Raw genomic sequence first — 13,182 nt, forward strand, 5'->3', positions numbered from 1 at the left:
TCTTACGTCTATCAGCGCCGAGTCGTTCGGCAGTAACCCCGAGACGGAGCACTCATGTTGGTCGGCATTCCCACAGAGATCAAGAACAACGAGAACCGCGTCGCGATCACCCCGGCCGGCGTTAACGAGCTCACTCGCCGCGGCCACGAAGTCATCATTGAAAAGGGTGCCGGGCTCGGTTCGAGCATCACCGATGATGCTTTTCGCCTCGCCGGGGCATCCATCGTCGACACCGCCGCCGAAGTCTGGGCCGCGGCCGAACTGCTCCTGAAGGTCAAGGAGCCCATCGCCAGTGAGTATCCGTTGATGCGCCGGGGGCAGGTGCTGTTCACCTATCTGCACCTCGCGGCGTCCGCTGCGTGCACCGAGGCGCTGCTCGCGTCGGGCACGACCGCGATCGCCTACGAGACGGTGCAGCTGTCCGACCGAAGCCTGCCACTGCTCTCCCCGATGAGCGAGGTCGCCGGCCGCTTGTCGGTGCAGGTCGGTGCCTACCACCTGCTGAGCGCTAACGGCGGCAGCGGAATTCTGCTCGGCGGCGTGCCCGGCACCCCGAAGGCCAGGGTCGTGGTGATCGGCGGCGGCGTCGCCGGCGAGCATGCTGCGGCCAATGCGCTCGGCATGGGCGCCGACGTGACGATCATCGACCTGTCGCTGGCTCGCCTGCGCCAGCTCGAGGCCCGTTTCAACGGCGAGATCCAGACGCGCGTGTCCACCCAATACGAGATTGCCGAGCAGGTGCGGGAGGCCGACCTTGTGATCGGCTCTGTGCTGATTCCGGGCGCGCAGGCACCCAAGCTCGTCACCGACTCCATGGTCGCGTCGATGAAGCCGGGTTCCGTGCTCGTGGACATTGCGATCGACCAGGGCGGCTGCTTCGAGGGCTCGCACGCCACGACGCACGACAACCCCACCTTCGCGGTGCACGACAGCATCTACTACTGCGTCGCCAACATGCCCGGCGCCGTGCCGGCCACGTCGACCCGCGCGCTGACCAACGCGACCCTGCCCTACGTCGTCGCGCTGGCCCAGAAGGGCTGGAAGAAGGCGATCGCCGAAGACGCAGCCCTCGCCCAGGGCCTCAACACCCACGACGGACGCATCACCAACGCACATGTGGCGTCAGCGTTCCACGCGGAGTTGCTGACGGTCGCCGACGCGATCGCCTAATTGCCCTGCGCGCCTGACAACTTTGACGAACGCCAGGCGGACTGAACGCCGGTAGCGGCATCCGCTCGGCGGGTGCAGCCCCCGGCGTCGCTCTAGGCGGTCGCGGCCATCACTCGGTGCAGGGCGTCGCGCAGGGCGGCAAGCTCCTCGAGCGGAAGATTGAGGGCCGCGACGACCCGCGGCGGAATGGTCTCGGCCACCGCACGCAGGTCTCTGCCTCGAGCGGTCAAGGTGACGTCGAGCGTGCGTTCGTCGGCCACACGGCGCTGGCGATGCACGTAGCCGGTGGTCTCCAATCGCTTGAGCAGCGGGGAGAGGGTAGCTGGCTCGAGACAGAGGGTCAGGCTGAGGCCCTTGAGGGTGCGCGGGCTCTCGTCCCAGAGGGCGAGCATCACGAGGTACTGCGGGTGAGTGAGGCCGAGCGGCTCGAGAATCGGGCGATACAGGGCGATGACATTGCGTGAGGCGATCGCGAGGGCGAAGCAGACCTGGTTGTCGAGCGCGAGTGGGTTCTCGAGCGTTGGTGCTGTCATGGCGGCGTTCCGTTTCGTCCGGTTGTTCTTCGTACATTTAGTTAGTACACTAACAGTTATGACACACGGTAAGGAATCCCGCCCGCGCAGCAAGGGACCCGGCGGGCTGACTGCCTGGCTCAACGGTCGACTATTTCCCATTCTCGGGCCACCGCCAGTCGGGCTGAGCGGGTCCGACCTGCTGCCAGCAGGGCCCGCGCGCGTGCGCAGCTGCCCGATCTGTGCTCAGCCCATGGACCAGCACGATATCGACCGCAGCGGCGAGCGCACCCAGCTGTATTGCCCGGTTGCGGCACACCCGGCGGAATGAACACCGCTGAGCTCGATCGCGCAATCGCCGAGCTCGGCGCCGGAAGTGAGCGGTGGGTGGCGAGCACTCTGGCGGCGCGCGCCGAGCTGCTGGCCTGTACGCGGGCATCCGTTGCCGGCGAGGCTGAGCGCTGGGTCGCTGCGGCGGCGCGCGCGAAGGGCCTCGATCCGTCATCGCCGCTGATCGGTGAAGAGTGGCTGACTGGTCCTTACGGCGTACTCACTTCGCTGACCGCCCTCGGCCGCACGCTGCGAACGTTCGCTTTGGGGCGCAACCCGCTCGCCGGTCGATGGTTCGGGCGGGCGCCGGGCGGTCGAGTCACGGTTGCTGTGCTCCCGCACAACCGGTATGACGGCCTGCTGCTACACGGCTTCACGGCCCGTGCCTGGCTCAGACCGGGCATCACGAGGGCGCAGGCTCGGGCTCGGGCGGGGCTGGGCCAGCTAACCCCGACGGCGCGCGCCGGTGTCGGCCTCGTGCTCGGCGCCGGTAACATCACCTCGATCGCGCCGCTCGACGTTCTCTACGAGCTGGTGGCGCACAATCGGGTCTCGATTCTCAAGCTCAACCCGACCTTCGATGGACTGCTGCCGATCTATCGCGCGGCCCTCGCCCCGCTCATCGAGCAGGGCCTGCTGCGCATCGTCACCGGCGGTGCCGACGTGGGCGACTACCTCGCCCACCACCCCGGCATCAGCCACGTACACATCACCGGTAGCGCGGGTACCCACGACGCAATCGTGTTCGGCGGCTCCGATTCTCCCCGCCTCGACAAGCCGATCAGCAGTGAACTCGGCGGCGTCTCGCCGATCATCGTACTGCCGGGCCGGTGGAGCGCCCGAGACCTGCGCTACCAGGCCGATCACGTGGCAACCATGCGGCTGCACAACGGCGGCTACAACTGCATTGCCGGTCAGGTGCTTCTGGTGAGCTCCGCCTGGCCGCAGAAGGCCGCGTTTCTCGACGCGGTCGCGGCGGCCCTTGCGACCGCGTCGGCGCGTCCGGCCTGGTATCCCGGCAGCGAAGAGCGGATGCGAGCGGCCCGCGCCGCTTACCCCTCCGCCCGGACGATTCCCGGCGGGCGTCTGATTGTGGCGGCCGCGGACGCCGCTGTGGGTACAGCATTCGCTTCAGCCGAAGATATGCTCACCACGGAATACTTCGCACCGGTGCTCGGCGTGCTGGAGCTGCCCGGCTCCGGCCAGGCCTTCCTCGACACGGCCGTCGCTACGGTGAACCGTGACTTTCTCGGCACCCTCGGTGTTAATATTCTCGGGCTGCCGGGCACGATTCGGCGGCTCGGGCCGGAGTTCGGGCTTGCCGTCGCGCGTCTGCGGTACGGAACCATCGCGATCAACGCCTGGACCGGCGTCGGCTTTCTCTCGGCGGCGGTGCCCTGGGGTGCATTTCCGGGGCACACCCTCGAGAAAATAGGCAGCGGCCTCGGAGTGGTGCACAACGCGCTCCTCCTCGATGAGGTCGAGCGCACCGTCGTGCGCGGACCGTTCCGACCGTTTCCGCGCTCGCTCGTGCACGGCGAATGGGCGCTGCTGCCGAAACCGCCGTGGTTCGTGTCGGCTCGAAGCGGCGCGCGGACCGCTCGGCTGCTGACCGAATTCGCCGCCGAGCCATCGGCGCGCAAGCTGCCGCGCATTCTCGCCGCCGCCTTCCGCGCCTGAGATCCTTCAGATCCTGAAGGCTACTTGGCGGACGGGCCACGAGAGCGCGTGCAATAGATTGGCAGTACACCCAAAGATGCGAGGTTCACGATGACTGGCTGGCGACTGCGCGATTTTCATTCCGATGATCTGGACGGCATCCTGCGCCTGTGGGAAGAGATCAAGGCCTCCGACACCGAGCCGGTGTACGGATTGTCCGAGGTGCTCGCCTCCTGCCAGAAGGACCATGCCGTCGTCGCGGTACACGGTGACGAGGTGGTTGGTGCTGCCGTCGGACGAGCCGCCCACGCGCAGGGCTGGATCGTTTTCCTGGCGACCTCGGCGAACTGGCAGAGCCAGGGCATCGGCACGGCCATGCTCGCCGGACTCGAAGCGCGGATGGCCCCGCACGGCATGACCAAACTGTCGGCGCTCATGCCCGAATCCGAGACGAAGATCGACGCCTTCCTCAACCGTGGGTTCGAGGTGAAGAAGAACCTGCGCTACTTCGAGCGGCACATTCCCGTGCAGCGGGAAGAGCTCAAACTGCTCGGTGAGCTCGGCGGGCGGGTGCTGCCTCGCGACCTGTGGCAGAAGGTCGGCGGTATGGCGCGCGAGAAGGAAATGCTTGAACGCAGACTTGTCATGCCCCTGGCCAAACCCGAACTGGCCGAGCAATATGGGGTCTCGCCGCCCAAGGCCGTCGTGCTGTTCGGCCCTCCCGGCACCGGAAAGACGACCTTCGCCAAGGCGATCGCCTCTCGCCTGGAGTGGTCGTTCATCGAGGTCTTCCCGTCGCGCCTCGCGACCGACCCGCAGGGCCTCGCGGGCGCGCTGCGTGAAACCTTCCTCAAGATCTCCGAACTCGAACACGCGGTCGTATTCATCGACGAGGTCGAGGAGATCGCCGCGCAGCGCTCTGGTGAACCGCCGTCGGCGATGCAGGGTGTGACCAACGAATTGCTGAAGATCATCCCGGCCTTTCGCGAACAGCCTGGACGCCTGCTGGTCTGTGCGACCAACTTCATTCGCGCGCTCGACTCCGCCTTTCTCCGGCACGGCCGCTTCGACTATGTGGTGCCGATCGGGCTGCCGGATGTCGCCGCCCGCCAAGCCATTTGGGAGCGCTACGTTCCGGAAAGCGTGTCCGACGAGGTTGACCTCGCCGTTCTGGTCGAACAGAGCGACGGCTTCTCCCCGGCCGACGTCGAGTACGCGGCCCACCGGGCCTCCCAGCACGCGCTTGAGAAGGCCCTGTACCGAACCGGCGACGGGCCGGTCATCAACGGCCCGAGCACCGAGGACTACGCCCTAGCGATCTCCGAAACCCGCCGAACCGTGTCTGACGAGGTCGCGGCGGAGTTTCTCGAAGACATCGAGCGGCTCGCCCGGCTCTAGCAATTGGGCCCGACGCGGGGACAATCGGGCGGTCGTTAGACCCGGGATGCCGGGATCGGACCCCGATACCGGCCAACGATATCCGCTGACACGACACTGGAGCGACTCGGGAGTCAGCGCCCAGAACGGCGGTGGAGTGCGACGGCGACGAGCGCCTGCCAGATGACAAAACCCTCGACTACGAGTGAGAGAAGGCCGAGCGGTTCGAGCCAGTTTCCGATGTCGCCGGTAGCCATCGGCATGCCAACGGTGCGATTGATGATGAACCCGACAATGACCAAGGCCGACAGTGCTGCAGCGGCCAAAAAGTCGAGTCGCGTGCCGACAACGAGTACTCGCTCGATGATGACGGCGGAGGCGATGATCAGCCCGATGTAAGCGATCGCCAGGTAGGGAGTTTCTGCGAACTTGCCGGGTAGATCGAGGATGTGAATTGCAGCAACGACGGCGAGCGAGAGCGCGACCGTGAGGCGGCGAGTTAGCAGATGCTGGTCGATTAGACGAGCACTCGGGTTGTTCGAGTGCAATTCGATCGACCGCGCGTCTCGGGCCGGCGATCGCGGAGTGGTCGTAGACATAATTACCTTTCGATGGGGACTTTCCCCGCGTACACCGTGACATGCATCGAGCACCCTCGGCCGAATCATAAGCAGTCCATAGCACTCTCCATGTTTGCTGTCAGGCAGAGACGGGGACTGTGCGTATTCGCGAGGTTGCGTTTCGCCGCAACCCAGCGTGCCGGACCGGGCGGAATCACACTCCGCGGTTGTCGAAGCAGGGGGGCGTTACTAGCATTGCAGCGAACCTTCTTGCTACACCGATACCGCAAGGATGCCCCGTGATCATTGAGGCCCAAGGCCTGACCAAGACCTACCAGTCCAAGAGCGGGCCGGTGCACGCGCTCGCAGGACTCGACCTACAGGTTCCGCGGGGCACGGTCAAAGCGTTGCTCGGCCCCAACGGGGCCGGAAAAACCACCGTCGTGAAAATGCTCACGACACTGATTCGACCGGATGCCGGCACCGCCGTCATCGACGGAATCGACGTCGTGCGCCACCCCAAGTCGGTGCGCCGCATCATCGGGGTGTCCGGCCAGTACGCTGCCGTCGACGAGAACCTCACGGGTTTCGAAAACCTCGAGATGGTCGGTCGCCTGTACCACCTGGGCGGCGCTGCGGCCCGCCAACGAGCGAAGGAGCTCATCGACCTGTTCGAACTCACCGCCGCCGGCAACCGGCCAGTCAAGGGGTTCTCTGGCGGCATGCGCCGCCGCATCGACCTTGCCGGAGCGCTCGTGATCAACCCCAAGGTGCTCTTTCTCGACGAGCCGACCACGGGGCTCGACCCGCGCAGCCGTATCGCACTGTGGGATGTCATCAAACGCCTCGTCGCCGACGGCACGACCGTGCTGCTGACCACGCAATACCTCGAAGAGGCCGACCAGCTCGCCGATGACATCGTCGTCATCGACGACGGCCGCGTCATCGCCGAGGGCACCTCTGATCAGCTCAAGGCGCAGATCGGCGGGCACCGCGTAGTTGTGGCACTCGTCGATGCCGCCAACGGCGCGGCTGCCCACGACATTCTCGCCCGGCACGGATCGGGCGAACCATCGATCTCTACCGACGGTCGCGCAGTCGAAGTCGCCGTCACCGACGGCCCGACCGCGCTGCAGAATATGCTCGCCGACCTGCGTGCCGCGCAGATCAACCTGCACGACGCGGGCATGCGCCGCCCCACCCTCGACGACGTGTTCCTCAAACTCACCGGTCACAAAGCCGATTTGGACGCGGCCGACGACGATGATGCCGGCGGGCCCAAGCTCTCGAAACGGGCGCAAGCCAAACAAGACCAGGCACGAGCAGCTACCGCAGCGGATGCCGCAGCGTCAGATCTGGAGAGCGTCAAATGAGCCCCCGACACGCCGGTCTCCAAACCAATGACGCTATGACCCAGCCGGGGACGGCCGGGCTGGCCACGACCGAGTCTGCGACGCGCGCGAGCGGGGAATCCCGGGTAGGGACCCTGCCCCCGCTGCCCACCTGGAACCCGTTGGCGCTGTGGTATTCCGATGGCTGGACGGTCACCAAACGCAACCTGATCAAGATCAAGCGCTCGCCCGACATGCTCGTCTTCGCCGTGATCCAGCCGATCATGTTCGTGCTGCTGTTCAGCCAGGTCTATGGTGGCGCCATCGCGGTGGAGGGCAGCGACTACACGCAGTTCCTCATGGCTGGCATCTTCGCCCAGACGGTCGTGTTCGGGGCGACGTTCTCCGGCGCGGCCATGGCGCTCGACCTGAAGGAAGGCATTATTGACCGCTTTCGGAGCCTGCCGATGAACGCATCCGCTGTGCTGATCGGCCGCACGAACGGCGACCTCGTGCTGAATATCATCTCCATGGTCATCATGATGGCAACCGGCCTCGCGGTCGGCTGGCGGGTCAACACTTCACCACCGGAGTTTCTGGCTGGGGTCGGTTTGCTCTTGTTGTTCGGCTATGCCTTCAGCTGGGTGATGGCGCTGCTCGGCATGAGCGTGAAGAGTCCGGAGGTCATCAACAATGCCTCGTTCCTCATCCTGTTTCCGTTGACCTTCGTCTCAAACGCGTTCGTGCCGAGCGAAACGCTGCCGACCGCGCTGCGCGTGTTCGCCGAGTGGAACCCGGTGTCCTCGCTCGTTCAGGCTGTACGGCAGCTGTTCGGAAACCTCGGCACGGCGCCGGTGCCCGACATCTGGACCATGCAGAACCCGATTTTGACCGTGCTCATCGGCATCGCCGTGATGCTGCTCGTGTTCGTGCCGCTGTGCATCCGTAAGTTCGCGTCGATCAGCTCCCGCTGACCGATTGGTCCCAACTGAAGGAGTTCCCCCTCATGGCCCAGACTGAGCACAACGTCGGCATTGTCGCTGGCTTCAGTGGATTCGCGGTCGCCGACCTCGATGCTGCGCGCACCTTCTACGCCGAGACCCTCGGCCTCGTGGTTACGGTCGAGGAGATGGGGCTGCTGAGCATCGCCCTGCCCGGCGGAGGGATCGTCATCGCTTATCCGAAGTCGGATTTCGTGCCGGCCACCTATACGATTTTGAATTTTGCGGTGTCCGACCTCGATGCCACCGTCGACGAACTCACCGAACGCGGCATAGAGTTTTTGCGCTACGACGGCTTGGAACAGAACGACAAGGGCATCGCGGCCGGCGGGGGGCAGGGACCCGACATCGCCTGGTTCACCGATCCTTCCGGCAACGTTCTGTCGGTGCTGAAAAACCCGTAGCCCGGGCGGCGCCGCCCGGGACGGTGGTGGCATCCGCTGGTTTGGCGGTCTAGCGGCCGCGACTCTTTCCCTTATTGGGGTTCTTGGTGGGACGCGTGCGCCCGGGGGAGTTCTCGACCTTCTTGCGCACGGCGGGCTTGGCCTTCGCGGCCGCCACCCGAATCGCTTTGGCCGCGGCCTTAGCCTTGTCGGTCTTCTTGGGCTTGCGCGGCGGTTTGGGCGGTCGTCCGTCGCTGCGCGCGGGTGTGTCGTCGGCTCCGGCTCCGGCTCCGGCTCCGGCTTCGGCTTCAGCGGATGCCGCAGCATCGGCCGCTGCCGCACCGGTGTCGGTGCGGGAGCTCGCTTTGGAGCGTCCGCGCACGATGCCGACGAATTCCTCAATGTCGTCGGTGGTCTCCCGGGTGATCCAGGCCAGGGCTATGCGAGTGTCGGCGACACCGGACACCGGGCGCGACACGACGTCCTTGCGGCCGTACAGCCGGGCGATCGAGTGCGGCACGATGATGATGCCGACGCCGGCGGCGACCTGTTCCATGGTCTCGTCGAGGTCTCGCATGAGCGGCAGGGCGCGGCGGGTACCGTCACGAACTTCGTCGGCGAGGTCACGCCACTCGGGCACATCGTCGGGGTTCTGCAACAGGTGCTCGCCGGCCAGATCGGCGAGCGGCACGGTATCCGCCTGCAGGGTCGAATGATCCTTCGACGCGACCACGACCGGGATCTCGTTGTACAGGTTGATGACGCTCAGGTTGGTCTCGTCGATCGGCAGGCGCACCAGGCTGATCTCGGCCCGACCGTCATGCAGCACCGCAATTTGCTCTGCGGTCTCGGTGCGAAACACGCTGAGAGGAACGTCGGGGCGGCGTTCGCCCCAGATGCGGGTCCACTTGGTGGGGGTCACACCGGCGACGAAGGCGATGGAAAAGCTCACCGGCATCCTTTCTCGGGTAGTTGAGGGCAGTACAGCGTGCGATTTGCCCAAACGAGGGCCCTCTCAGGCTATACGCTTGAACAATGAGTTCCGAGAAGAAGCCCCAGACCATGAAGCCCGCCACGGCGGCCCAAAAACTCGGGATTCTGCTCGACGCGGCACCGGCCGCGTTCCAGACCGAATTCGTCAGTCGCACCGAGCTCGCCGAGCTCATGGCGAACCCGCCGGAATGGCTCACGCTACTGCGCACGAACGGCCCGCACCCGCGTCAGGTTGTCGCCGCCAAGCTCGGCGTTTCAATCTCGGGCCTGGCCCGCAGCGAGATCACCGACCCGCTGACCACCGCCGAGATCGCGACGCTGCTGCAGCAGCCGCCGGCCTGGCTCGTGCTCGAACGCTCCACCCAGGCCGGCGTTCGTGCCGATCAGATCGCGGTGAAAGACCGCGACGCCCACCGCGCGGCCAAGAAAGCGCACGTCGAGCGCCAAGCCTCGCAGGAACAGGCCAAGCGCGACCGTTCCTAGGAGCGGTCCGAAATTTGACGGTGCGCGGGACGCGCAACTTTGGTGTATTGGCTCAACTCCAGCCCGACGTGAAGCGCGGGACTTTGGGCGGGCGTCCGCTCGCCTGACGGCTCAGACGGTCGGTTCGGCCGCGACTGCCAGGTACTGGACGCGCAAGAAGTTGACCACGTCACCGAGTTCCGCCTGCGAGATGGAGTGGGACAGCCCCTCGTAGATGCGCTCGGTCAGGGTGCTGTGGCCGGGCAGCCAGGCCTGGGTGCGTTCGATCGCTCTGACCGGGATAACGCCGTCGGTGGTGCCGCGGCCCCAGAACACCGGGATCGGCTGCTCAGCCAATGCGGCGTCGCTCGCCTGCGGGCCGGTCGCGACGAAGCCGGAAAGGTTCACCGCGAAGCTGAAGCGGTCGGGCGCGGCGCGCAGCAGCTCGAGCGCCATGGCACCGCCCTGGGAGAAGCCGAGCAGGCCGACCGACGGCGGCCGCTGCGGCAGGGTGTCGAGCCAGGCGAGCACGGCGGTGGCGGCGGCAGTGACGGTGGCCGGGTCGGGGCTGCCCGGTTCGCTGATCGGAAACCAGGCCCAGCCGTCGGTGAGCGGCGCTGGTGCCGGCAGCGGCGCGCGGAGGGCCGCGATCACCGGTTCGAGCGGAAGGTGCGGGGCGAGCGAGAATAAGTCGCCCTCGTGCGAGCCATAGCCGTGCATGACGATCAACAGCGGGCGGTCAGCCCGGTCGGGACCGGTCGCTGACCAGAGTACGGCGGCGTTGTCAATGGTGGTGCTGGTGGTCATGGGTTCCTCCCCGTTGCTCGCGACGCGTGGGCGGCGCGCGCTTCCATACTTTCATCTCCGTGCCGGCGATTTGCGCCTAGCAGGCGTTTCTCCGGAACGCTTTCGGTCGCGGGGGCGGCATAACGCCTGCAGAAAACTGGCGCGGGCTGCTTGATGGCTCGACAACACCCAAGACGCGGACGGGCACCGCACAAATTGCAGGGGTTATGTGGACAGCGTCGAGAAGGCCGACCCGTGGCGGCCGGGCGGATCCGGGCCGGCGTGCACGGCCCGGGTCAGCGTAGGACAGAATGGCACTATGAGCGTGCGAACCCCTGACCCAGACCCGGACTGGACGCCGAAGCCCCCAGCGGGGGCCCCGAACACGAATCCGGGCTGGCTGAAAGACGTTGAGCTCGCCGAGATTCGCCGCCGGCTGCCCATTCTCTATATCGAGGCCGTGCCCGTGCGGGTTGACGGTCTCGGACAGGTCGTCGAGGTCGGCGTACTGCTGCGCGCCCGACCGACCGGCGAAATGACCCGCACGCTCGTTTCCGGCCGGGTACTGTACGGCGAAACCCTGCGTGACGCCCTGTTTCGTCACCTCGAAAAAGACCTCGGCCCGATGGCTTTTCCACAGCTGCCGACCAGCCCGGTGCCGTTCACCGTCGCCGAATACTTTCCCATGCCTGGAATCACCGCCTACACGGATGACCGCCAGCACGCCGTCTCGCTGGCCTACGTCGTTCCCGTCTCGGGCACCTGCGACCCCCGCCAGGACGCGCTCGAGATTACCTGGATGACCCCGGCCGAGGCCGCCTCCCCTGGCGTATCGGCCGAAATGGAAGGCGGCCGCGGCACCCTGCTGCGCGCGGCCCTCGCCTCGGTGGGACAGCTGTACTGAGAGTTCGCCCAACGCTGGGGGTTCGCCGAACGGATACCGACGCGCGCGGCTTACGCTGGTCAGGCCCGCTGCGGCAACGCCGAACCGAGGCCGAGCGTGTCGAGGAACAGGCGCACGTACCGATCGACGTCGACGTCGAGGGCGACCTCCGCGGCTTCCCACTCGCCGGCGAGGCCGTGCATGATGTCTTCGCCGGGATGCGTGCGCTTGTCGACGAGCGTCTGGCCGCGGCCGTAGCCGGAGAGCTGCACTCGCAGCGGAAGCATCGCCGTCTGCAGCGCATCCGGGTCGACGAGGGCGCACAAGGCACCAGCATCGCCGATCAGTCCCGTATATTCGGCGTTGCGACCAGCCCCGAGGGCGATCCGGTTGCTGAGGAGCCGACCGATGACGTGGGCTACGTTGGAATCGCTCTGCACAAGGGCGTTGGCGACCTGTTCGGGGATCGCGACCTGGTTGAACACGTCGAGCCCGTACATGAAGGTGGGCACACCGGAGTCGAGAACGATGGCCGCGGCTTCCGGATCATGCCAGACGTTGAACTCGGCGACAGCCGTGGCGTTGCCGACCGTGGTTGAACCGCCCATGAAGACGATGCGCTGAATGTTGTTGACACTGTCAGGGTACTGGCGCAGCAGCAATGCCAGGTTGGTTTGCGGCGCGAGGCCGACCAGGGTGACCGGGTGCGGGCTGGCCTGGATCAGTCGATGCATAAGGTCGATCGAACTGATCGCCTCCGCCTGGCGGTCGGTCGGCGGAAGCTTCAGCGTGCCGAGGCCACTTTTGCCGTGCACGTGCGCGGCGGACCTGGCCGGTTCGAGAAGGGGGCGCCGTGCCCCGGCCGCGACCGGAATGGGCGGGGCATCCGCCACGTCGAGAATGCGCAGGGTGTTGTCGACGACGCGTTCGAGCGAGGCATTGCCGGCCACACAGCTAATCCCGAGCACGTTGATGCCGGGGTGCGCGAGCGCGAACAGGATCGCCATGGCGTCATCGACGCCGGTATCAACGTCGAGGATGACGGGGATGGCCTCTGGGGCCGTGGAAGGAGTCATCCGCTCACCCTATTGCTATGAATCTGCCGACAATCCCCATTAGGAGTTTTTGGGCTAGATTTAATCGCTGAATGGCGAAGTTTGCACTTGTGAGCAGGCCTTTATCGCACCAGGCGCACCTCGTGCAGCTTCTCGCCGAGCACCTCTTCGTTGCGCTCGAGGCCGTCCGGGACGTAGCCGTTGCGGGCATAAAAGGCGTGAGCTCGGGGGTTGTCAGCAGCGACCCAGAGCGACGATGGGCCGGGATCGACGACAGAATCGAACAGTTTCTGACCGACACCCGAGCCGTGGTTCGCCTCGAGAAGATACATAAAAAACAACTCGTGCGGGGTGGGGCGGTCACCGTCGCGGCTCGGTCCGCTGCCAGCGAAGCCGACGATCTCGCCATCGACGAGCACGACATGCTGGCGGTATTCTGCGCCTTGGTTTGTGAAACGGTGCCAGAGGGCAGCGAGGCGCTGGGGCCGCAACTGCGACAGCGCCGCCTGGCTGAGCAGGTGGTCGTAGGTTTCATGCCAGCAGGCGGCGTGTACGCGGCCCAGGGTTTCGGCGTCCGCTTCGCTGACGGGTCGAACGACAACTGTGGTGTTCATGGTTCGACACTAACCGTGTTTGTGGGTGCCGCCTGACGCCCGGATACCCCAAACGGGCCGGCCTCA

The 13,182-nt window shown here is 66.1% G+C and carries 15 protein-coding genes; 9 read left to right on the forward strand and 6 right to left on the reverse strand.

The window, feature by feature from the left end; translation table 11 throughout:
* Nucleotides 1–54 precede the first annotated feature (54 nt).
* Nucleotides 55–1,170 (forward strand): alanine dehydrogenase, encoded by a 1,116-nt coding sequence (gene ald, locus E3T47_RS13990; protein WP_134556670.1) that lies wholly within the window; start codon nt 55–57, stop codon nt 1,168–1,170.
* 92 nt (nt 1,171–1,262) lie between these two features.
* Here the strand turns inward: ald and E3T47_RS13995 are convergent, their stop codons facing one another.
* Nucleotides 1,263–1,703, reverse strand: coding sequence for a MarR family winged helix-turn-helix transcriptional regulator (locus tag E3T47_RS13995; RefSeq protein WP_134556671.1), 441 nt, complete (start codon nt 1,701–1,703; stop codon nt 1,263–1,265).
* Between the two features lie 58 nt (nt 1,704–1,761).
* Between E3T47_RS13995 and E3T47_RS14000 the strand changes: the two genes are divergently transcribed.
* The 3 genes from E3T47_RS14000 to E3T47_RS14010 all read left to right on the forward strand — a co-directional run bounded on the left by E3T47_RS14000 (nt 1,762) and on the right by E3T47_RS14010 (nt 5,069).
* Nucleotides 1,762–2,013 carry a hypothetical protein gene (locus E3T47_RS14000; protein ID WP_134556672.1) on the forward strand — a complete coding sequence of 84 codons (252 nt, stop codon included), beginning with the start codon at nt 1,762–1,764 and terminating at the stop codon, nt 2,011–2,013.
* Complete coding sequence (locus tag E3T47_RS14005; protein ID WP_134556673.1) at nt 2,010–3,692, forward strand: aldehyde dehydrogenase family protein; 1,683 nt, start codon at nt 2,010–2,012, stop codon at nt 3,690–3,692. The genes E3T47_RS14000 and E3T47_RS14005 overlap by 4 nt, the downstream gene beginning before the upstream one ends.
* Nucleotides 3,693–3,782: 90 nt before the next feature.
* Nucleotides 3,783–5,069, forward strand: a complete 1,287-nt coding sequence (locus E3T47_RS14010) for an ATP-binding protein (RefSeq protein ID WP_134556674.1) — start codon at nt 3,783–3,785, stop codon at nt 5,067–5,069.
* 113 nt (nt 5,070–5,182) lie between these two features.
* Here the strand turns inward: E3T47_RS14010 and E3T47_RS14015 are convergent, their stop codons facing one another.
* Complete coding sequence (locus E3T47_RS14015) at nt 5,183–5,647, reverse strand: hypothetical protein (protein WP_134556675.1); 465 nt, start codon at nt 5,645–5,647, stop codon at nt 5,183–5,185.
* A 263-nt stretch (nt 5,648–5,910) separates the two neighbouring features.
* On the opposite strand from E3T47_RS14015, the gene E3T47_RS14020 reads away from it, so the two are divergent.
* The 3 genes from E3T47_RS14020 to E3T47_RS14030 are packed head-to-tail and all read left to right on the forward strand — an operon-like array spanning nt 5,911 to nt 8,344.
* The gene (locus tag E3T47_RS14020) at nt 5,911–6,981 is read left to right on the forward strand and encodes an ATP-binding cassette domain-containing protein (RefSeq protein WP_422386502.1); all 1,071 of its coding nucleotides are present in this window, start codon (nt 5,911–5,913) and stop codon (nt 6,979–6,981) included.
* Nucleotides 6,982–7,016: 35 nt separating this feature from the next.
* A complete protein-coding gene (locus tag E3T47_RS14025) occupies nt 7,017–7,913 on the forward strand; it encodes an ABC transporter permease (protein WP_134556676.1) in 897 nt (298 codons plus the stop codon).
* Nucleotides 7,914–7,945: 32 nt separating this feature from the next.
* The gene (locus E3T47_RS14030) at nt 7,946–8,344 is read left to right on the forward strand and encodes a VOC family protein (RefSeq protein WP_134556677.1); all 399 of its coding nucleotides are present in this window, start codon (nt 7,946–7,948) and stop codon (nt 8,342–8,344) included.
* Nucleotides 8,345–8,393: 49 nt separating this feature from the next.
* On the opposite strand, the gene E3T47_RS14035 is transcribed toward E3T47_RS14030, so the two are convergent.
* Nucleotides 8,394–9,275 carry a LysR family substrate-binding domain-containing protein gene (locus E3T47_RS14035; RefSeq protein WP_166805728.1) on the reverse strand — a complete coding sequence of 294 codons (882 nt, stop codon included), beginning with the start codon at nt 9,273–9,275 and terminating at the stop codon, nt 8,394–8,396.
* Nucleotides 9,276–9,358: 83 nt separating this feature from the next.
* Between E3T47_RS14035 and E3T47_RS14040 the strand changes: the two genes are divergently transcribed.
* A complete protein-coding gene (locus tag E3T47_RS14040; protein ID WP_134556679.1) occupies nt 9,359–9,799 on the forward strand; it encodes a DUF5997 family protein in 441 nt (146 codons plus the stop codon).
* A gap of 111 nt (nt 9,800–9,910) precedes the next feature.
* Here E3T47_RS14040 and E3T47_RS14045 read toward each other — a convergent pair whose 3' ends face one another.
* The gene (locus E3T47_RS14045) at nt 9,911–10,585 is read right to left on the reverse strand and encodes an alpha/beta hydrolase (RefSeq protein ID WP_134556680.1); all 675 of its coding nucleotides are present in this window, start codon (nt 10,583–10,585) and stop codon (nt 9,911–9,913) included.
* A 298-nt stretch (nt 10,586–10,883) separates the two neighbouring features.
* Between E3T47_RS14045 and E3T47_RS14050 the strand changes: the two genes are divergently transcribed.
* Complete coding sequence (locus tag E3T47_RS14050; RefSeq protein ID WP_104193455.1) at nt 10,884–11,468, forward strand: NUDIX hydrolase family protein; 585 nt, start codon at nt 10,884–10,886, stop codon at nt 11,466–11,468.
* Nucleotides 11,469–11,527: 59 nt separating this feature from the next.
* On the opposite strand, the gene E3T47_RS14055 is transcribed toward E3T47_RS14050, so the two are convergent.
* Both E3T47_RS14055 and E3T47_RS14060 read right to left on the reverse strand, forming a co-directional pair.
* Nucleotides 11,528–12,523, reverse strand: coding sequence for a nucleoside hydrolase (locus E3T47_RS14055; protein WP_134556681.1), 996 nt, complete (start codon nt 12,521–12,523; stop codon nt 11,528–11,530).
* 101 nt (nt 12,524–12,624) lie between these two features.
* Entirely contained in the window at nt 12,625–13,116 is a 492-nt protein-coding gene (locus E3T47_RS14060; RefSeq protein ID WP_134556682.1) for a GNAT family N-acetyltransferase, read from the reverse strand.
* Nucleotides 13,117–13,182 lie beyond the last annotated feature (66 nt).

It is taken from the genome of Cryobacterium ruanii (assembly GCF_004404055.1).
Lineage (GTDB): Bacteria > Actinomycetota > Actinomycetes > Actinomycetales > Microbacteriaceae > Cryobacterium > Cryobacterium ruanii.